Below are 22,240 nucleotides of genomic sequence, written 5' to 3'. Positions count from 1 at the left end.
CATTTAATTATCATATACTATAAAAAACAGTGCTCTCCGAAGAGAACACTGATTTATAAGTTACTAATTTTTAATTAGTTTTCCTTGTAATGATGTATCTCCCGTTTGTACAATAACGATATAAACACCTTGCAGCCAGCTGGAAACTTCCACGTCTACCTCACCGGAAGCCGCTTTCACTTCTTTACGGAATTTGACATTGCCCATGGCATCAAAAACTGTAATCTGTTTTGCCAGTAATTTTTCATCACCCGTGTTATACGAGATTTTCACTTTTTCCTTCGCAGGATTTGGTATCATTTTCAGAGAAGAAACTGCTGTAGCGGTAACGCTTCTTGATGCACTTCTCATACCCATCCAGTCAGGATCTGTCGCTTTGGTGCTAAACTTACAAGTTTCATTAGAGAATAAAATCTCATCAGTACCCTGGAAGTTTGGATTTGGATAGAAAGCCAATGGATTAGCATTCATATCATACACACCTCCTGCCGGAATTGTAATGATAGACGGAATATAAGTTCCGAATCCGTTAAGACTTGAAACATTAAGACTTATTGGCTGGCCACCTGCGTTATGAATAACACCGTACACAGCGTAATGATCTCCAACCCACTTCATTCCTTTAATATCTCCTTCAATCTTACATTCTGTTTCGTATCCACAATCTTTACCCGGATAATAATTCATAGTTCCGGATGTATACTGACACCCTAAGTGGTTAATCTGTAATTGATAGGTACCTGCTCCTCCAATATATAATGGGAAGATGAAATCATTGTTCCCACTCTGGATACTGTTTCCGAACAACATCCAATCATGATGATCAAATATTCCTTTTGGTCCTATGATATAATTCTTCTCTCTAAGACATTCATCATAGCATCCTGTAGGGAATACCCACATCAGACTCTCAAGACTTAACGGTACCTCTACATAATTGGATACTTTACATCCGCTTGGCGCAGTATAAGTAACCTGGAATACACCACCTTCATTTACAGTGATTGACTGTCCTGACATTCCATTGCTCCAGTTATAATCTCCCGTAGATGGTCCTGATGCAGTTAGCTTAATTCTATAAGGCTGACAACTCACAAGGCTGTAAGCTATCGTAACCGGTGATGGCGGATTGCTTACCGTAAGTGTAAAGTTTTTAGAACTTGTACATCCTGATGTACCCGGAGTTCTTACTTCAAGAGTATACACGTAAGTACCTGCAGGTAATGATCCTGTATTTAAAGTGATCGGATAAGGAGCAGAAGTCCATGGTACAACTACCGAACCTGCTTTCTTCCATTGGTATTCTAATGTATTATCCGTTACAAGACCAGTAAGTGTCGTAGAAGATCCCGCACAGATATTAGCTTTGCCTGAGATGTTTACATATGGAGCATTTTTAACAGTCACTGTTGCTGCTTTAATACTCATGATGCTTGTTTTGCAACCATCAGGTGATACCAATACAGGCCAGTAAGTTCCTGACTGAGTAGGAGTGAAAGCTGGTGAATTTGGTGCTCCCAGCACTGGTTGTGAGCCGTTCATCCAGATATATTGGCTGACAGTTCCCATAGAAGCGTTAAACACAAGTGTAGGAACAGAACCTGCACAAGCTACCACATTAGTAGGGGAAATATTACCATCAATGAAAGCTTCATTCACACCAATGTTGACAACCGGTGAAGCATACACACATCCGTTAGGAGTAGTGATTTTTAACTGAACTGTCTTCACACCACTTGTATTATAGGTAACTACAGCATCTTGTCCGGAAGCTACATATGAAGTACTATCAAAAAACCAAGTGTATGTATTCGCAGGGTTGTACCCCGTTGCAGAGAATGTAATCGGCTCCCGTACACAGATTAATGACGGAACCAGAATGCTGGTATTTGGGATTGGAGCCAATGTAACAGTCTGCGTAGTTGTACACGCTGGTTTACCTGGCGCAGACATTGTCATTGTGAAGGTATAAGTACCTGGCGCAAGGTTGTTATACGTAGCCGACTGCCCTGTTTGAGTCGGTTGACCCGGACTAGTGAATGTATAGGTAATAGATGACTGATTGATCTCAAAAATAGTAGAACTATTGAAAAGAGTCACATTATATCCGCCTCCACTACATACTGTGCTTACACTGAATTTAGGCTCGTAGTTCTTTTTTACTTCAACAGCTTTGCTATACCAGCATGATCCATATCTTAAACGTACAAAAACAATATGTGCTCCTGCAAGAGTAGTCTGATATGTTGCTGTAGGCTGTCCCTGAGGAGAAGTTAAAGTAAGTACACTGTCTGATGACCACTCGATCTGATCAGGAGTTCCGCTATATGTTAACCCTGATGTAGAAATTGTGTTACAACCTGACCATGTAGCTGTAAAGTTGATCTGAGGATTTGCGGTACAAGTTCCGCTGCTTGGGCATAGCTGGCTCACATTAATGTTCTGTGAAGAAACCACACAACCATTAATATCTACAGCCTGTACTCTATAGGTTCCAAAAGCACCTGCTCCTCCTATAGTATAAGAATTGGTAGTAGCACCAGATATTGGTGTATTGTTCTTGAACCACTGCCAAGAAACAATATTGGTAAGTCCTGTAGAACTGTTTGCCGTAAGCGTATACGGTGTCATAGTTGTAGGATCACATACCAGAATATTATATACCGGAGAAACCGTAATAATAGTTTCAGGATATATAGTAAAGTTTGCGCTTGCAGTAGGCTTATAGTTACATCCGTTAGTTCCTGTATAAGTTACTGTCACCGTTTGAGAAATATTACTTCCTGAACCGTTCTGGATATATCCGTTATTCGGGAAGCTATAAATTCCGGATGGATTATAAGTAGTGGTATAAGTAGTTCCGTTAGCAAAAGTGAAAGTTACACTCGTTGCTGAAGTGATGATTCCCTGATTTACAGTGAATGTAAGATTAGAACCTAAACAGATTCCTCCAACATTCGTAAAGCTTACTGTAGGAAGAGTCAATAAAGATACCGGAATACTTATAGTTTTTGATACTCCGCATTTTACAATTCTTAAATTCAGCGTAGTGCTGCTTGTTGAAGAAATTTCGTTGAAGTTTACAGTAATATTATTGGTACCCTGTCCTCCTACAACACTTCCAAAGTTTGAACTTCCAAATGTCCATTCCATAAAGTCTGGAACAATACCGTTCAGATTTGCACTGAATGTCTGAGTACTACTCGGGCAGAAAGGTCCCGGGTTAGGATTGATCATAATCGTATTAAGATCCAATGGTGATACATTGAACGAAATTGGAGCCGAAAGACATCCTGCGTTACTCATAGATTTATTCTGTGCAGACACTGTATATGACGAAGCACCGGTATTAAATATAACCGTTACAGAAGATCCTGCATTGCTACCCTGGATGGTTCCGTTAGTAACACTCCAAACAGGTACCATTCCTGCATCCACGGAACTGATAGTATACACATAAGGTTTTCCGGGACATATTTTCGTTTCTCCTGAAATAGTTCCTGTAGGCGGCTGTGGAATTGGTAATACTTTAATAATTCTTGAATTACTTTCACAACCTCCTCCTTGTTTAACAGCAACAATAGTATAAGTACCTGCTGTTGCAAAAGGATAGGTAAATGGTCCGGATACTAATCCTGATGTGTAAGTAGATCCTCCTGTAGTTACTTTCCAGATAACAGGTACGTTAGGTGTAGCAGTAAATGTCTGGCTTGTTCCCGCACAGATTTCATCTGTACCACCACTTATTGTCACCGGCTGTTCTACTTCGATATCAATAGTTGCCTTTCCTTCACATGATAATAAAGTATTGAAATAAGTAGCCTCAAGGTGATAAGTTCCCGGCTGAGTTGCTGTGAAAACAATTTCATTTCTCTGCTGGGTATTTACCAACTGACCTGCTCCAGGACCGGTTACATTCCAGTTAACTTTAGTTGTAGGCCATTGAGGAATAGAATAGGTATACTGCTTACCAGCACATACTTTATCCTGTCCTTTAATTTTTGCATTCTTTAAAATCACAGGGATTTTAATTGTAGTCCACTCAGGACAAGCACATTCAGACATATACATTACATAACCGAAACCGTCCGTTGGATCTACCTGATCCCAAACTACTTCAATTTCGTTACCGTTATTGTTTATGATGTTTCCACCAATAACTTTCCATTGTCCTTTATTACATCCATCCTGTGCATGATACTTCTCTGTACTTCCTTCGCATACCACCGAAGCACAGTCGATCTGTACAGGATATGATTTCACAACCTTGATCTCCTTTCTAAACTTACTCTGGCATCCGCACTTATTGGTTACGGTAAGCTGTATGACATAATTACCAGGATTGGTATAAACATGAGATGGTTCAAAAGCCGTGGAAGTGGAAGTAGCTCCATCTCCGAATTGCCAGAAATAATTGACAATATCCGACCCTCCGTTTTGCTCAGAAAGGTTATCAAAATATACCGTTGTATTATTACATACAGTATAATCCAGATTTAACATTTCAAATTTAGCAATAGGTCTGTTGATTTTTTCAATACAGATGGTCTGTGTTTCCACAGTTCCGTCGTTGTAGGTGATAACAGCCTGTAAAGAGCCATTACCAGCCGCTCCCCATGTAACATACGCTAAGGTATTTCCGGCTCCGGAAATTGAGGCCGTTCCTCCTGAAACTGACCATTGTACATTGGAAACGTTAGACCCCTGAACCAGATATTTCACAGGATCTATGGATTTCTCACAGACCCGGAGGCACTGTGAAGAATTGATGTAGGAACTGGCGATTCCGTTGTCAGGGATCTGACCTTCTTTTTCGCCGCGGAATTCCTGGCATCCGACCTCTTCGGTCCATGTTATTCGAGCTTGTGCTTGTAGCACCCAAGGTACCAAAAGCCAACATAGCAGGAGCAGTCTGAAGACATGCTGCCTACCAAAATAGGTGTTGTTTTTCATAGTTATTAAAAAAGTGTTATTAATTTTTTGTCAAATTAATAAAAAAAATAACACAAAGATCATTTAATAGTGAAAAAATAACACAATTTCACAATTGAAGACCAACGATATAGACAAATTCATGCTTATATGTTATTTCACCCACATATTAGTTATGCAATAAAATTTAACTTTTCATATAAATGTCAGACTTCAAGTACGATTTAAATAAATAAAATACTCTATTTGTGGTATTAAAAAAAACCAAAACATCAATCAAAAACATTTACCATGTATAATATTAATTAAAAAACGATTATAAATTAAAATTAATAACATTCAAAACTCGATTAAAAAAGAACAAAAACAACGTGAAATTCTTCTCTCACTAAAATATTTTTTCCATCCCCTGAATGCACTTCCCTATCCGTTATATATATCATCTTATTTTATGTAAAATACTACAGTTCCCTCTGAACACTATAAAGCAGAATTACAGACAATACCAAAAATATTTTATCTTTGTTTTTTCAGGCATATCATAAATATTTTTACCTGAAGACCTTCTATGAAAAACAACAGATTTTTATCCTCTGCAAAAGGAATTTGCACTATAGCTTTTTTAGCTTTAAACACAACTGTTTACGCTCAGAAAACAGCAGATATCTCAACTATTTCAGAGAAAACTTTAAATAACATTCTGGAAAAAAACAGAGCTTATTATACACAAGGTAAAGTAGCAGATTACATTCCTGAACTGGGAAAAATGGACGCTAAAGCCATCGCTTTTTCTGTAGTAGATAAAAATGGAAAAGTATTCAACACCGGTGATGTAAGCAAAAAATTTACTATGCAGAGCATTTCCAAAATCATATCATTAATGGTGGCCGTCAACGAAAAAGGGGAACCTCATATTTTCGACAAAATGGGGTATTTCGGATCAGATAAACCCTTCAACCATTTTTCAAACCTTGAAACCACAGGAAAGCCGCTTAATCCAATGATGAATGCAGGAGCCATCCTTACCACTTCACTGATCTCAGGAGATGGGGAAAAACCATTCCTTAAAATACTGGATATGGTAAGGTACATTACCAAAAACTCATCCATTGATTATAATAAATCGGTTTACGAATCGGAAAAATCAACCGGACACCGTAACCGTGGTATGTTTTACATTATGAAAAACAGCGGACTGATTTCAGGAAATGAAGACCAGCTGGACAATTACTTCAAGCAATGCTCTATTGAACTTACCGCCGAAGACCTGGCAAAAATAGGATACTTTTTTGCCAATCAGTGCGTACGATTTGACGGAGATGCCACTTATAAAAACACAGATATGGCAAAATTAGTAGAATCACAAATGCTGACTGCCGGAATGTATGAATTCAGTGGGGAATATTCCAGAACTGTTGGTTTACCAAGCAAATCCGGTGTCGGAGGAGGAATTACGGTAAGCGTTCCGGGGAAAATAGGTATCGGAGTATTCAGTCCTGCCTTAGATCAACATGGCAATTCTCTGGCCGGGTATCATATGATTTTAGATCTGGCAAAACAGTACGGATTAAGTATATTTTAATTTTTTCACCATCACCGTTAATGCACAGACCGTTCATTTACTATGCAATGAGATAAATTGTACTACAAATGATCCGGCACAGCATTAAAATGACACATTGGTCAAAAAAGTCCCCAACAAATACACGCATAAAAACAGTAAGTATACCAGATACTTGCTGTTTTTTTTATGAATTTCGGAAATATATTTAAATTATTCTTAAAAATACCTATCTGCTTATTTATCAAAAAGATATAAAAAATTCACAAATAATTCAAATTAAATCACAATATATTGATTAATTTTCTTTAAATTCGCTTTGTCATTTTATCAGATTGATAAAGGTATTCTTACATTTTAGAACCCTATTTATAGTATATTATCTTTTTGTAATATACCTAAAAACAAATCTCTTGTTTTTGAAATATTTTATTTTTTATTCCTATATTTGCTTAACATTTTTTTAACTATAAATATTTATAGTTAAAATTTATAAGATTGTACCGGCCATGTTTCTAAGAATAAGGAAACAATAAATATTCTTTAATAGCATTTGAATAATCGATCTTTTTATATTAAAAAATCATTATCAAATAACAATTATGATTGAAGATATATTATAGTTTTATTATTTTTATTTACTCATAACAGAAAATTGTTATTAATACCAATAACATTAGTATTTTGCTATGAGATATCATTAATCATTTCTATACCGTAAATGCTATGAAAAACTTGACCAAAATCAGGCTGATCCCCCTTGAAAAGCCGGATATATTTACTACAACTCACAATCTATCCAAAACCGATAGATTATTAAATAATAATCACAAAACAATATATATTGTTAACGATTTAACAAAACCAAATTTTACTTTATCGTAACAAAAAGTAATGTACCATTGAAAGCCTTGCATTCTGTTATAAAGCTCTTGCTATCATTCAATAATTCAATTAACACGCCATGAAAAAATTAACCATTATTGGACTGACGCCTTTTGAAAAGCCGGACGTTAACCTTATTTCCCGATTGCACCAGGCAGGTGCATTGCCCGTACTAAGTTTGGGAAATGAGCTGACGAAAGCCCAGGAAGCGTTACAACAACTTGACCAGATAGACGTACCATCGTATGGTATTTATTTTTCTAAAGACAATTTCGCCTCTCTTCAAATCTCTGAGAAAGTAAGATTTGCGATCCTTCCGTTCGGAATGTCTAAACCATTCAATATACCTGTTATTTACCAGGTGACCAGTTTGGAAGAGGCCAGACAGGCCGAAGAATCAGGAGCACAGGGAATCATTATCAAAGGAAATGAAGCGGGAGGATTAGTAGGCTACGAATCCACGTTTGTTTTATTCCAAAGGGTGATCAAAGAAATCCAGAGCATTCCGGTGTGGGTACAGGGAGGAATTGGCCTCCATACCGCAGCAGCGTCGAAAGCTTTGGGAGCCACAGGAATTGTGCTGGACAGCCAGCTGGCTTTATTCCCTGAAAGTTCAGTTCCACAGGAACTGAAAGAAGTATGCTCAAAACTGAATGGTACAGAAACTAAGGTGATCGCTAACCATCGTGTATTGGTAAGACCGAACTCACCTGCTTTACCTGAAAATGCAACCGCTGAAGATCTGAAACAATATTTTGCCGGTTTCGATCTTAGTACCTGCTATATCCCAATGGGGCAAGACATTTCATTGGCTACGGATCTGTATGAAGACTTCAAAACACTTAAAAAACTGATTTTCGGCTTCAAAGAAGCGATGTACGGACATCTGAAACAAGCCAAAGCACTTAAAGTAATTGATAAAAATAACACTTTAGCTCAGGAATTAGGCTTAACCTATCCTATCGCTCAAGGCCCGATGACCCGTGTGAGTGATGTACCTTCCTTTGCCAATGCAGTAGCAGATGCCGGAGCGCTACCTTTTGTTGCTTTATCCTTATTGAAAGGAGAGTCAGCAAAATCTTTGGTAATGGATACCAAAAAACTGGCTGGTGAAAAAACATGGGGTGTTGGAATTTTAGGATTTGCCCCACAGGAATTAAGAGATGAACAGACATCCTATATATTAGAAGCAAAACCTCCTGTAGTTTTGATTGCCGGAGGAAGACCTGCACAGGCTAAAGTATTTGAAAAAGCAGGAATAAAATCATTCTTACATGTTCCTTCCCCTGCCCTTCTGGACATTTTCCTGAAAGAAGGAGCTAAAAACTTTATTTTTGAAGGACGTGAATGTGGAGGTCATGTAGGACCTCTGTCCAGTACAGTTCTTTGGGAAAAACAAATTGAACGTATTTTAAAAGAAGATGATCCTGAAAACATCAGCGTCTTTTTTGCGGGAGGAATTCATAACGCCTTTTCAACGGCATTTGTTTCCATCATGGCTGCACCATTGGCTGCAAGAGGAGTAAAAATAGGAGTATTGATGGGTACAGCATATCTGTATACCCACGAAGCTGTAGAAACCGGAGCTATTCAGGAAGAATTCCAGTCTCAGGCAATGCAGGCAAAGGATACCGTTTTACTGGAAACCGCTCCCGGACATGAAACCCGTTGCTTAAATACAGCTTTTGCCCACCATTTCAATACCGAAAAAGCAAAACTTCTTGCTGCCGGAATGGACAAAAAACAGGTATGGGAACAACTTGAAAAATTAAATGTAGGCCGCTTACGTATTGCGGCAAAAGGCATAGAACGGCAGGGCGACAAATTGGTCAACATTCCTAAAGATGACCAACTTGACCTTGGAATGTACATGATCGGGCAGGTTGCTACGATGCATAACCGTGTGATCTCGTTAGCTGCTCTTCATCAAAGTGTTGTAGACAATTATGAACACATTCAGGAAGCAGCATTGCCGGAAGAACCGGTTTCTGTAGAAAAACCTCTGGATATCGCTATCGTAGGGATGGAGTGTATCTTCCCTGGTGCTAAAAACCTGAATGAATACTGGAGAAACATCATTTTAGGAAAAGACAGTGTTACCGAAGTACCGGATGAAAGATGGAATAAAGAACTTTATTATAAACCGGATTCCAACGAATCGGATGTATCACATTCCAAGTGGGGAGGATTTATTCCTAAAATCGATTTCGATCCATTGGCATTTGGGATTCCGCCACAATCACTTGCTGCCATTGAACCTACGCAATTATTAACCTTATTGGTTGCTAAACGTGCGATGGAAGATGCAGGCTATGGTGAAAAACACATCAACAGAGAAAACATTTCTGTTATTATAGGTGCTGAAGGAGGTAATGACCTTGCCAACAGCTATAGTTTCAGAGGATATTATAAGCAGGTCTTCGGAGAACTTCACGAAGAAGTAAAGGAAGCCTTTCCACATACTACTGAAGACTCTTTCCCAGGAATTCTTGCGAATGTAATCGCAGGTAGGATTACGAACAGATTAGACCTTGGCGGCAGAAACTTTACAGTAGATGCAGCATGTGCTTCTTCTTTAGCAGCCATTGATCTGGCATGTCAGGAACTTGTGTTAGGAAAATCCGACATGGTTCTTGCCGGAGGAGCAGATTTACATAATGGTATCAATGATTACCTGATGTTCTCCAGTACGCATGCCCTATCCAGAAAAGGAAGATGTGCTACATTCGATGGTGACGCAGACGGTATTGCTCTTGGAGAAGGTATCGCCATCCTTGTTTTAAAAAGATACGAAGATGCTGTACGTGATGGTGACCGTATTTATTCAGTAATCAAAGGAGTTGGAGGATCCAGCGACGGAAAAGCCCTTGGATTGACTGCTCCTAGAAAAATAGGTCAGGTAAGAGCTCTGGAACGTGCTTATTCCCAGGCTGGGATCAGTCCTGCTTCTGTAGGCCTTGTAGAAGCGCATGGTACAGGAACGGTAGTAGGTGACAAAACTGAATTAAGTGCACTGACTAATTTATTCAGTCGCTCAGGAGCTTTACCGGGACAGACGCATTTAGGTTCTGTGAAAACACAGATCGGCCATACTAAGTGTGCGGCAGGATTGGCAGGATTAATCAAAGCTTCCCTTGCCGTATATCATGGAGTAAAGCCACCTACCCTTCACCTTCAGCAGCCAAATGCCTATTATAACGCAGAAACCAGTCCGTTTGCTTTCCATGCTGAAAGTGGATTATGGGGCGAGAAAAACCGTTATGCAGGAATCAGTGCTTTCGGATTTGGAGGAACGAATTTCCATACCGTTATTGCGAACCATCCAAAGCAGGACAATTCAATTGCCATGCAGTCGTGGCCTTCAGAACTGTTTGTTTTCCGCGGAGACACCTATGAAGAAGCCAAAGGAGAATCAAGCAAGGTTAAAGCATTATTAGAAATTAATGATGGGATTCCATTAAAAGATATTGCTTACAGTTTAAGCATCAGCTCAGAAAAACCAATCCAGTTCAGCATTGTAGCAGACACCGCTGAAGACCTGATGATGAAGCTTGAGTTAGTACTGCTAGGGATTGAGACAAAAGACACTTTTACCGTGAATAAAAAAGAAGGTAAAGTAGCGTTCACATTCCCGGGACAAGGAAGCCAGAGAATCAATATGGCTCGTGACTTATTTGTAGTTTTCCCGGCTATGCGTAAGATTATTGATGAGTATCCTGAACTTGAAAAAGTAGTTTTCCCATCAAAAACATTTACTGAAGCTGATTTAAAACAACAGAAAGAAACCATTAAAGATACCCGTTTAGCGCAACCGCTTTTAGGAATTGTAGACCTTGCATTGGCTAAGTTCTTAGAATCTTTAGGAATTATTCCTGATATGCTGGCAGGCCACAGCTATGGTGAAATACCGGCTTTATGTTTTGCAGGAGTATTTGGAGAAGATAAACTGGTTGACTTAAGTGTTCAGAGAGCACAGTCTATTTTAAATTCAGTAGAAGGCGGAGATCCAGGTTCAATGCTGGCAGCAAGTGCCACTGCGGAACGCTTACAACCAATTATTGCTAAAGTAGAAGGATGTTATCCTGTGAACTTCAACGCTCCTACACAATGTGTAATTGCTGGAAGTACAGGGGCTATCAATAAATTACTGGAAGTACTTAAACAGGAAGGTATTTCTGCGAAAAAACTGGATGTTGCATGTGCCTTCCACAGCCCGTTATTGGCAAAATCCAAAGATTTATATGCTGAGGTATTAAAAGACGTTCCTTTCCAGGAAATGCAGATCCCTGTATGGTCCAATACAACGGCAGAAGTATATCCGGCGAATCCTTCAGAAATAAAAGAAAGACTTACTGATCATCTGGTACAGCCTGTAAGATTTGTAGAACAGCTTCAGGCAATGTACAACGACGGAGCAAGAATATTCATCGAAGTAGGACCAGGAAAAGTACTTACCGGATTAACCAAGTCTTGTCTTGAAAAAGATCAGCTTACCCTATATGTTGAAGACAACAGCCGTAATAAATTCAGTCATCTGCTTTGTATGCTGGCACAATATTTAGGAACAGGCCGCAGCTTTAACATTGATAAACTTTTTGACGGCAGAAGCGTTACGATTATCGATCTTAACCAGCCTGAGCTTTACAAGAAAAGCCCTGCTATCTGGCGTGTTAACGGGCAAACAGCCCACCCAACTACGGGTAATCTGCCATCTAACGGTGCATTACCACTAATAAACCCAATTCCCATGAACAATTTTACTCATCAACCACAGGCAGCCGCAACGGAAGCTCAGTCTACTGCTGAACGCATGTTGCAGGAATATTTGAACAGCATGAAATTAATGATACAGGCACAGCGTGATGTGATGCTTTCCTTTATGGGACAGAATCCTCAGGCATTCCCTGCTCCTGTATACCATTCGCCAGCACCAGCTGCTGCTCACCAACCTATATCTACGATTCCGGTTCAGCCTGTTCAACAGCAACCCGTAGCTGTGGCTGCTGTAAAGCAAGCTCCGTCAAGAGATATCAAGTCTTTATTATTACAGGTAGTAAGCGACAAAACAGGATACCCTCAGGAAATGCTGGGTATGGAAATGGACCTGGAAGCGGATTTAAGTATCGACTCTATTAAAAGAGTTGAGATCATCGGAACACTTCGTAACGAACTGGGAAGTCTGGGTAACGGAAATGCTAATGAAGATACCGTTATGGAACAGCTTGCAGGAATAAAAACGTTAAGCGGATTAGTTTCATGGCTTACTGAATTTTCAGGAGCTGAATCAACTGCTGGGACTGAAAAAAACGGAAAAACAACGGAACCAACAGTTTCAAAATCACAAGCTCAGCCAGCATTCTCTCTTGAAGATCTTCAAAATGCGATTCTGAATATCGTAAGTGAAAAAACAGGATATCCAAAAGAAATGTTAGGTCTTGACCTTGATCTGGAAGCAGATTTAAGCATAGATTCCATCAAACGTATGGAAATTATCGGTGATCTTAAAACCAAGATCGGATTTGGTCAAAACCTTGAACAGGCTGATGATGTGATGGAAAAACTGGCGGCCATCAAAACCCTTCGTGGCTTGGCAAGCTGGATCAGCGAAATGAATGGTGAAACCAACGAAACTGCTCAGGAAACACAAGAAACCAACACTGCAGAGCCTGTCCAAAATGTACTTTCACGTCTTCGTTTTGACATTACTCCAACAGATTCTTCTAAAATACAAAATACAGAAGTATTACAGGGAAAACGCTTTGCCATTACACAAGATGACAGCAAACAAACCTCAGCCATCAAAGACGCGTTAGAAAAACATGGAGCTATTGTAGAGCTGGTAGATACAGATAAAGATCTTTCAAATATCGACGGATTAATTATGTTAGATCTATTCTCTGCCGTTGATAAGCCAAGTATTATCGATCACGTAGATCTGATCAAGAAACTTGATTTTGATAAAGCAAAATGGGTATATCTTATTTCTGATATTCCTGCACATCTTCAGGAAATTACAGATGCAAGCGTATTACGTCATCATCAGGGATATCCTGGACTTTTCAAAAGTCTAGCCAGAGAATTTGATAATACAACTTGTAGATTAATCAGCCTGAGCACCCCTCAGGAAGTAGATCAGATTGCTGAAATCGCTTTAAAAGAGATTCTTACCAACGATAAACCTGCTGAAGTGATTTATAAAAACGATCAGAGACATCAGGTAGACATCATCCCTTCTCCATTATCAACAAGCTTGAATGAAGCTCATATCCAGTTAGATCAGAAATCTGTGGTTTTGGTATTGGGAGGCGCGCAGGGAATCACTGCCGAGTTGGTAAAACACATGTCTCAGGCCTATCCTTGTACTTATATTCTGGTAGGAAGATCCGCAGACCCAAGAAACGAACTTTCGGCTAAAGACTTTGAAAGCATGAAAGCCAAAGAGGATATCAGAGGATTCCTGATCAAGTCAGGCCAATTCACATCTCCTTCAGAAATAGAAAAAGAAACGACGAAGATTTTCAAAAACAATCAGATCCTTCGCACCATCCGTGATATGGAAGCGCTTGGAAATACCATCATCTACCAATCATTAGATCTTTGTGACGAAGAAGGATTAAGCAGTCTGATCAGCAGTATCTATGAGAAATACAACCGCCTGGATGGAGTAATCCATGGAGCAGGTCTTTTAGAAGATAAATTATTCAAACAAAAAACGACAAGCTCTTTCGGACGTGTATTTGATACCAAAGTAAAACCCCTTCGTGTATTGGCAGAACAGCTTCGTTCAGACTGTCAGTTTGTAGTATTGTTCTCAAGTATCGCTTCCGTATACGGTAACAAAGGCCAGACAGATTATGCTGCAGCCAACAGCGTACTGGATGATTACGCGAATGCTTTAAATAAAAGATTAAAAGGAAAAGTAATCTCTATCAACTGGGGACCATGGAAAGGTGCCGGAATGGTTTCTTCCACCCTGGAATCAGAATATGAGCGCAGAGGTATTTCCATGATTTCATTGGATGAAGGAAAAGAAATCTTCCTTAACGAGATAAAATACGGAACGGAAAGCCAGGTGCTGATCATGTCAGGAAATAATTGGTAAACACTGCATAAACTCAATATGAAAAAAACAGATGTTGCTGTAATTGGTCTATCCTGTGTCTTTCCCGGGGCACAGGATGCCAGCACTTTTTGGCAGAATATTGTCAATAAAGTCGATTCTACCGAACTCGCTCCGGCGGATCGGATAGATCCGGTTCATTTCAGTGATGCCACAAGTCCCGTTGACCGTTTTTACTGTCAGCGTGGAGGATTTATCCCTGATTACACCTTCGATCCTACCGCCTTTGGTATTCTGCCATTGGCTGTTGAAGGAACGGAACCTGACCATTTGCTTACCCTTGATCTGGTACAGAAAGCACTGGAAGATGCGGGCGTATTTCAAAAGAATATTTCCCTTGAAAAAACGGGAATCATTATCGGTAAAGGAAACTACACAGGTCCGGGTGCTACCCGAGCGATTGAAATTGTAAGAACCGGAGAACAGATTTATTCATTGTTACAAGAGTTACTACCTCAGGTTTCTTCTGCAGATATTGAAAAAGTAAAACATGCTTTTCAACAGCGTAAAGGACGTTTTGCTGCTGATACCGCCATGGGATTAATTCCCAATCTTGTTGCCTCTCTTGTAGCCAACCGCTTCAATTTAGGAGGCGCTGCATTCACTGTAGATGCCGCCTGTGCTTCTGCTTTGATTGCTGTAGATCATGCCGTACAGGAACTTCAGAGAGGTCGTTCCGATATCATGATCGCAGGAGGCGTACACACAGGACAGAACGCTGCTTTCTGGAGTATTTTTGCCCAACTGGGAGCTATGTCCCGCCAACAGCAGATCAAGCCGTTCAGTATGGATGCTGACGGTCTGTTAATCGGCGAAGGTTGTGGTTTCGTGGTGTTAAAAAGACTGGAAGATGCTGTTCGTGATCAGGACAAAATCTATGCTGTGATCAAAGGGGTGGGTGTAAGCAGTGACGGTACCGGAACCAGCGTGATGAGCCCATCTGTAAAAGGCCAGTTAAAGGCTTTAGAACAGGCATGGATTAATGCTGATTTAGATAAAAACAAAGTGGGATATCTTGAAGCTCATGGCACAGGAACACCCCTTGGAGATAAAACAGAGCTTCAGACCTTAGCCCAATTCTTCGGAAAAGAAGAAACAGCTCCGGCTGCAGGTATTGGATCTGTAAAGTCTAATATCGGGCATGCTATGCCGGCTGCCGGAATTGCAGGATTAATTAAAACCTGTTTAGCATTACATCACGATACTTTGCCACCGACCTTATATTGCGAGAATCCGACTTCGGAGATGCAGAATACAAGGTTTGAGCCTGTACAGGAAGCCAAGAACTGGTCAAAAACAGGGCTTCCAAAAGTAGCGGCAGTGAATGCTTTCGGATTCGGAGGTATCAACGCCCACGTTGTTCTGGAAGGCTATGATATGCCGAAAAAAGACCAGGTATTGATATTGGCAAGACCCACCCATGAAGAACTGCTTTCAGCTTTACAAAATAATGAAACAACCATTGGTGAAGGAGATTTCAGGGTTGCGATATTTGATCCAACGCCTGCAAGACTGGAAAAAGCCATTAAAATTGTTTCCAAAAATATTACGTGGAAAAACAAACAGGATATCTGGTACACTTCTACTCCATTATTAAAAGATGGTGGTAAAGTAGCCTTTGTATTTCCAGGATTAGATGGACTGGCAAAAGGTGAAGTAGAAACGGTAAGCCGTTATTTTGGGCTAACAGCACCTATCGAAACAGAAGGTGAAGGTCTTTTAACCGATGCCTTAAACATTTTCAACAACTGCAGTATCCTTGATAATTCACTGAAAAAGCTGGGAATTATTCCGGATATGAATGCGGGACACAGTTTAGGAGAATGGCTGGCAGGTTACTCTTCGGAATTAGCGGAAGCCAATTCTGTAAAAGCCTTAATTGATGTACTGAATCCTGAAACTTTTGAATTAAAAGATTCCAAGTTCATCGCTATAGGAGCCGGAATTGAGGTGATAAAACCTTTTATTGCAGAAATTTCAAACCTTTATGTTTCCAACGACAACTGCCCTAATCAGGTGATTCTTTGTGGAAGCAATGCCGCTCTGGATGAATTGGTTCCTTTGTTAAAAGCAAAACAGATCTTCCATCAGGTATTGCCGTTCCAGTCAGGATTCCACTCTCCTTTTATCGCTGATAAACTGGATGTGATCCTTGCAGGAATGGAAAAAGCACAGTTCCAGCAGACGAAAATTCCATTGTGGTCTGCCACAACACTAGAACCTTATCCTGCAGATCAGGCAGCGATCAGAAAACTGAGTGCCGAGCATTTGGTAGAACCTGTCCGCTTCCGTGAACTGACCGACAAATTATACGAAGAAGGCGCAAGAGTCTTCATTCAGGTAGGAACTGGCGGTCTGATTGGATTTATCGATGATACTTTGAAGGGAAAAGCTTTCAGTACCATCGCTTCCAGCGTTCCGACCCGTTCCGCATTAGCTCAGTTGCAGCGTGTAGTGGCTTCTTTATTTGTAGAGGGAAAAACGATTGCTCTGGACTTTTTAGAGATTCAAAATCATTCGAAAAGATCATCACAAAAAGGAATTAAACTGGAATTAGGTTCACCTATCATCCGTAATTTTAAAGAAGTGAAAGCGTTGGCTCAGTCTTTTGACGCGCCAAAACAATATACTGCCTCTTCCGTTGCGACTGCAAAAAGTGGTCATCCGCTGGTACAGGCATTTCAGGACAACGTTGCAGATATGATCCGTATGCAGGAAGAAGTATTGACATTATTCCAGAACCGTCCGGAAATCACCATCCAAAGACCTGCACCTGTAGCTCCTGCAGCTTCACAACCCGTAAGAAGTACAACCTTTACAAAAGATCTGTACGTAACACTGGAGAGTCACCCTTACCTGATCGACCACAGTTTATTGAGACAGCCTAAAGGATGGGCTCATGTAGCAGATATGGAACCGGTTATTCCGATGACGATGATTTTTGAGCAATTAGCAGAAATTGCAGAAGCAGAAATTCCGGGAACACTGGTCCATAAAATCATGAATGTAAGTGTATTCCAATGGATGAATTTGGCCAAACCTTTCGAAAAAACAGTCAAAGGAGAATGGCGCTCACAAAATCATGCTTATCTCGATATTGAGAATTTTGCCAACGCAGAAGTGGTTTTAAAATCGGGTCCTGTTCCAACCCCTGATTTCAATATTTCCATCGGTAATCTTTTACCTATCGAAAGAACCCCTGAAGAAATCTATGACATGCACATGTTCCATGGAGACAAATATCAGGGAATTACAGAAGTTTCAGCCGTTGGAGACAAAGGAATTATCGGAAAAATAAAAGGAAATGGTGGTAAAGGTTCTCTATTAGACAATGCAGGACAGTTATTCGGGCTTTGGCTACAGCTTACGTTGGTGAAAGACCGTATTGCATTCCCTGTAAAAATCAGAGATATTGAATTCTTCGGAGATATGCATGACCAGGAAGGTATTTTTGAATGTACCTGTATGCTGACCGAGCTTAATGATGAATTTGCCATCGCAGATATCATCCTGAAAAGAGACGGAAAAGTATGGTGCGCCATTACGGGCTGGCAGAACAGAAGACTGGAAATTGATGCCGCTTTATGGAATGTTTCCATGTCACCGCTGCACAACCGCCTTTCGGAAGAGATTGCTCCTGAAGTTTTCTTCTTCCATCAGGCCTACACCAGAGTTGCTTCATGGGATTTTATCCTGAAAAGATATTTCAACCAAACAGAAAAACAGCATCACCAGCAATTGTTACCTAACAAAAAGAAAAATTGGATGGTAAGCCGTGTGGCGGTGAAAGACGCCGTAAGAAACCTTCTTCGTCAGGAAAAAAATCATGCCTGCTTCCCGATCACTTTTGAAATCCGTTCCGATGAAGTGGGAAAACCTTACCTCATCAGTGATTTTACAGAAGACATCCATATTTCTTTAGCTCACAAAGGAAAAGAAGCCGTTGGGATTGCGAGATATGGAAAATCTGTAGGAATTGATATGGAACTGATGGAAGAACGCAGTTCAGGATTCTATGACATGGTATTTACCGACAAAGAATTAACCCTATTAAAATACAGAGATCAGGCGGAATGGACCACCCGTTTCTGGGTAGCCAAGGAAGCTTACGGAAAGTTTCTGGGAACAGGACTGAAAGGAAATCCTAAAGCCTTCGAAGTCGAAATGATAAAAGATGATCACTTGTGGATCAACAACATTGAAATCAAAACTATTAAACATAAAAATTATATTATCGGATGGACACTGTAAACGCAACATTAAAAATGAACCACGAAGAACTTTTTACTTTATTAAAAGGTTTTATTACTGAAGTGATAGGTGCTGAATTTGTAGAAGAGATGGATATTACTCCTGAAAGTTCATTCACCAAAGATCTTGAAATGGACAGCATTGAGATTGTCTCTTTCTCTGAAAAGATCAAGGCGCATTTTGGCGATCAGATCGACTTTACAGGTTGGTTATCATCTATGGATCTTGACCAGCTGATTAATCTTGACCTTAGTATGATCATCAATTATATCTACGAATGCCAATAATCACTGTCAATAACAGACAAGTTCATATACAGGAACTCAACAAAGGAGCCGAACAAACCGTGGTACTCATCCACGGTATGTTCAGTAACCTGTCCATTTATTATTTTAATATTGCACCGGTTCTGGCCAAGCATTTCCACGTGGTGATGTACGATCTGAAGAGCCACGGTATGAGTGAACGCTTTCTGGATGGGTACGACCTTGACAATATGTCATCCGATTTAATAGGTTTAATAGATCACCTTCAACTGGAAAATGTACACCTTGTCGGCTATAGCTTCGGAGGTCTTATTGCATTAAAAACAGCATTAGAATATCCTGACCGCGTAAATCAGCTTGTAGTGACGGAAGCTCCGGATCCTCAGGACGAAAAAGCCCGTAACATCATTGATGAATACAGCAAAGAATTTCTTGAGCATTACGTAGCCAACTTTACAGATACTACCAAAGTACAGATGGGCAAAAGACAAATGGAAAAGAACCACCGTATGTATGAATTTCTGTTTAATCAGACCACCATTAAAGCAGATATGATTAAGGAAAAATATTTCCTGGGTGAAACCGATTTCAGCAAACTGACGGCTTCCACTCTATTGCTTTATGGCGCTGATTCCAATTGCAGACCTACCGGTGAGTGGCTGCAATCTCAAATCAGCCAGTCTGAACTCGAATTAATTCCGGGTGATCATAATATTCCGATTCAGGAACCTCAGCTCATCGCTGAAACGATCGCTCAATTTTTATCTAAAATTTTAACACAAAACCATGGCTAAATTTGCATTTATAGTTCCACCACTGACAGGTCATGTCAACCCTACCTTAAGCATCGGTGCTACCCTGCTGGAAAGAGGGCATGAAGTAGCCTGGATCAGCCTTGACCCTACTTTAGAGGCTAAACTTCCCGAGGGAGGAAAATTATTACTGATTCAATATGATCAGACCGACGAAGAAAAGAAAGAAAGTGAACAATATCTCGATATTATTTCCAAAAAAGTAGTGTATGGTATAGACAGCGTTAAGTTCCTGTACGAAGAGGTTCTTATCCCGCTGAACAGACATTGCTATAACGGTATTGTTTCTTTATTAAAAATAGAGCAGCCCGATTTGATTATCGGGGATCATCAGTTATTTGCCGCCCCGGTTGCAGCCAAAATACTTGGAATTCCTTATGCCACTTCCGTTACCGCTCCGGCAGCCATCAAAATCATGAATGAACTTCCGAAAGTACACGAATGGGAAGTCAATCAAATTATCGATTTGCAGAAAGAACTTGGGTTTCAGGAAGAACGCTCTCTGGCAACCTCAGATCTATTGACATTGGTTCTGACGTCCAGTTATTTCTTTGGGGAAATGGAGGATCTCCCGTCTCAATATCAATTCACAGGGCCGGTTCTTACGGAAAGACGTGTTTCATGTGAATTCGACTGGGAGAAATTAAAAAGCAAAAACAATAAAAAGATACTGGTAAGTATTGGTACAACCTTCGATCACGATCATAAAAAGGCATTTTTCCAAAAGGTAATCGATGCTTTTAAAGATGAAGATTTAACCGTTGTAGTCGTTTCTGACCCACAGCTTTTTGAGCAATGGCCGGATAACTTCATAGTGTATCAACAAGTTCCTCAGCTGGATCTGCTGCCTCATCTGGATGGTGTAGTTTGCCATGGCGGCCATAATACCGTTTCTGAAACATTATCCAATGGTATTCCTTTGGTGGTGATTCCGATTGCGTATGACCAGTCGCACGTTGCAGGCCGTGTAGTGCGTACAGAAGCGGGTGAACGTCTGAATTTTAACCGATTTAAAGCCAATCACCTGAGAGAAGCCGTACAGCAGATTTTAAATACTCCGGGCTACCGTGAAGCAGCCCAGAAAGTAGGTCAGTCTTTTGTGGAAGCAGGAGGCTCAGCTACAGCAGCTACCTTATTGGAACAAGCTCTATCAAAGGCTTCAAAACCTGAAAAACCATCTAAGTTTTTATTCGTTGTTCCTCCGTTTTTCGGACATGTAAGCCCTACTTTAAGTGTGGGAGCAAGTCTGATTGCCCGCGGACATGAAGTAAAATGGTTCGGAATTACGCCTTTAGACAGCAAACATATCCCTGAAGGAGGTTCTTATTTCTATCCTGAAGAAGATCTTATTCCGTATCAGGAGGAAATCGCCCGTATTTTGAAAAGACAGGATGACGGACCTGCATGCTCCGGACCTGAAGTAATGAAACTGGCACTGGAAGAGACCTATGTTCCTTTTGCTAAAATGATGATGCCGGGATTAACGAGACTGACAGAAAGCTGGATGCCGGATGTGATCGTGAACGACTGTATCACTTTCGGAGGTGCTCTTTTCGCTCATAAACATCATATTCCTTGTGTAACAACAACACCTGTTCCACCGGATGTGATGGGAGATACCGAAAAAAGTGCCCCTAAAATCTGGGAATGGCAGCAAAACCTCATCAAAGATCTTCAGAAAGAAGTAGGCATTCATGAGGAAGGTATTTACATCCATTCTCACAAACTGAATATGGTGTTTACCTCTCAGGCCTTCGCTGGTTTTGAAACCGTTCCATCTCATATGAAATTTGTAGGTCCGGTAAAAGGCCGTCCGAACGACGCTCCATTTGACTGGGATAAATTAAACGCTTCTACCACTCCAAAGATCTTTGTATCATTGGGAACGCTGCTCGTAGATATCAGAAAAGCTTTCTTCGAAAAAATCATCGCTGCATTTAAAGATCAGCCCGTAACAGTAATTGCTGCTACTCCACCGGAAATCTTTGAAGAATGGCCGGACAACTTTATTGTGAACAGCTTTGTGCCACAATCGGCAGTGATGCAGCAAATGGATATGGTAATTTGCCACGGTGGTTTCAATACAGTAAACGATACTTTCCGTAACGGTTTACCGATGTTGATCACTCCTATTGCGTATGACCACTTCCATATTGCAAAACTGATTGAGCAGGCAGGTTGCGGAATCAGCATCCGATACAAAAGACTTCGTGTAGATGCCCTTCGTGAAACCGTTTTTGAATTATTAGAGAATCCAAAATACAGAATCGCAGCTCAGGAAGTCAGAAATACATTTACCCTTGCCGGAGGTAATGACAAAGCAGTAGAATTATTAGAAAGTTTTGTACATGAACATTCCACATTAACTTCTGTATAAGCTCATGAAACCAAAATAATTTTGAAATACTAAGGC

Annotated in this window: 7 protein-coding genes; 6 read left to right on the top strand and 1 reads right to left on the bottom strand. The window is 40.4% G+C overall.

Annotated elements, in window-relative coordinates; all coding sequences use genetic code 11:
- Positions 1 to 63 precede the first annotated feature (63 nt).
- The gene (locus DDF69_RS01585) at positions 64 to 4,953 is read right to left on the bottom strand and encodes a PKD domain-containing protein (RefSeq protein ID WP_114819231.1); all 4,890 of its coding nucleotides are present in this window, start codon (positions 4,951 to 4,953) and stop codon (positions 64 to 66) included.
- A gap of 547 nt (positions 4,954 to 5,500) precedes the next feature.
- Here DDF69_RS01585 and glsA point away from each other — a divergent pair.
- The 6 genes from glsA (at position 5,501) to DDF69_RS01555 (ending at position 22,204) form a co-directional block, all read left to right on the top strand.
- Entirely contained in the window at positions 5,501 to 6,514 is a 1,014-nt protein-coding gene (gene glsA, locus DDF69_RS01580; protein WP_114819230.1) for a glutaminase A, read from the top strand.
- A 943-nt stretch (positions 6,515 to 7,457) separates the two neighbouring features.
- Entirely contained in the window at positions 7,458 to 14,480 is a 7,023-nt protein-coding gene (locus DDF69_RS01575) for a type I polyketide synthase (RefSeq protein ID WP_114819229.1), read from the top strand.
- Positions 14,481 to 14,498: 18 nt separating this feature from the next.
- Complete coding sequence (locus DDF69_RS01570) at positions 14,499 to 18,749, top strand: type I polyketide synthase (protein WP_114819228.1); 4,251 nt, start codon at positions 14,499 to 14,501, stop codon at positions 18,747 to 18,749.
- On the top strand, positions 18,737 to 19,036 hold the full coding sequence (locus DDF69_RS01565; RefSeq protein ID WP_002977699.1) for an acyl carrier protein: 300 nt from the start codon (positions 18,737 to 18,739) through the stop codon (positions 19,034 to 19,036). Before DDF69_RS01570 ends, DDF69_RS01565 begins: the two co-directional genes overlap by 13 nt.
- Positions 19,027 to 19,809 (top strand): alpha/beta fold hydrolase, encoded by a 783-nt coding sequence (locus DDF69_RS01560; protein ID WP_114819227.1) that lies wholly within the window; start codon positions 19,027 to 19,029, stop codon positions 19,807 to 19,809. The genes DDF69_RS01565 and DDF69_RS01560 overlap by 10 nt, the downstream gene beginning before the upstream one ends.
- On the top strand, positions 19,802 to 22,204 hold the full coding sequence (locus tag DDF69_RS01555; RefSeq protein ID WP_114819226.1) for a glycosyltransferase: 2,403 nt from the start codon (positions 19,802 to 19,804) through the stop codon (positions 22,202 to 22,204). The genes DDF69_RS01560 and DDF69_RS01555 overlap by 8 nt, the downstream gene beginning before the upstream one ends.
- Positions 22,205 to 22,240 lie beyond the last annotated feature (36 nt).

Source organism: Chryseobacterium sp. KLBC 52 (genome assembly GCF_003347605.1).
Taxonomy (GTDB): Bacteria; Bacteroidota; Bacteroidia; order Flavobacteriales; family Weeksellaceae; genus Chryseobacterium.
This window is presented reverse-complemented; position numbering and strand designations above follow the sequence as displayed.

What these genes read in the sequence shown, in the direction of transcription:
- DDF69_RS01575 (WP_114819229.1), top strand. Translation starts at nt 7,458, where the DNA reads ATGAAAAAATTAACCATTATTGGACTGACGCCTTTTGAAAAGCCGGAC.
- DDF69_RS01585 (WP_114819231.1), bottom strand. Translation starts at nt 4,953, where the DNA reads ATGAAAAACAACACCTATTTTGGTAGGCAGCATGTCTTCAGACTGCTC.
- DDF69_RS01555 (WP_114819226.1), top strand. Translation starts at nt 19,802, where the DNA reads ATGGCTAAATTTGCATTTATAGTTCCACCACTGACAGGTCATGTCAAC.
- DDF69_RS01560 (WP_114819227.1), top strand. Translation starts at nt 19,027, where the DNA reads ATGCCAATAATCACTGTCAATAACAGACAAGTTCATATACAGGAACTC.
- glsA (WP_114819230.1), top strand. Translation starts at nt 5,501, where the DNA reads ATGAAAAACAACAGATTTTTATCCTCTGCAAAAGGAATTTGCACTATA.
- DDF69_RS01570 (WP_114819228.1), top strand. Translation starts at nt 14,499, where the DNA reads ATGAAAAAAACAGATGTTGCTGTAATTGGTCTATCCTGTGTCTTTCCC.
- DDF69_RS01565 (WP_002977699.1), top strand. Translation starts at nt 18,737, where the DNA reads ATGGACACTGTAAACGCAACATTAAAAATGAACCACGAAGAACTTTTT.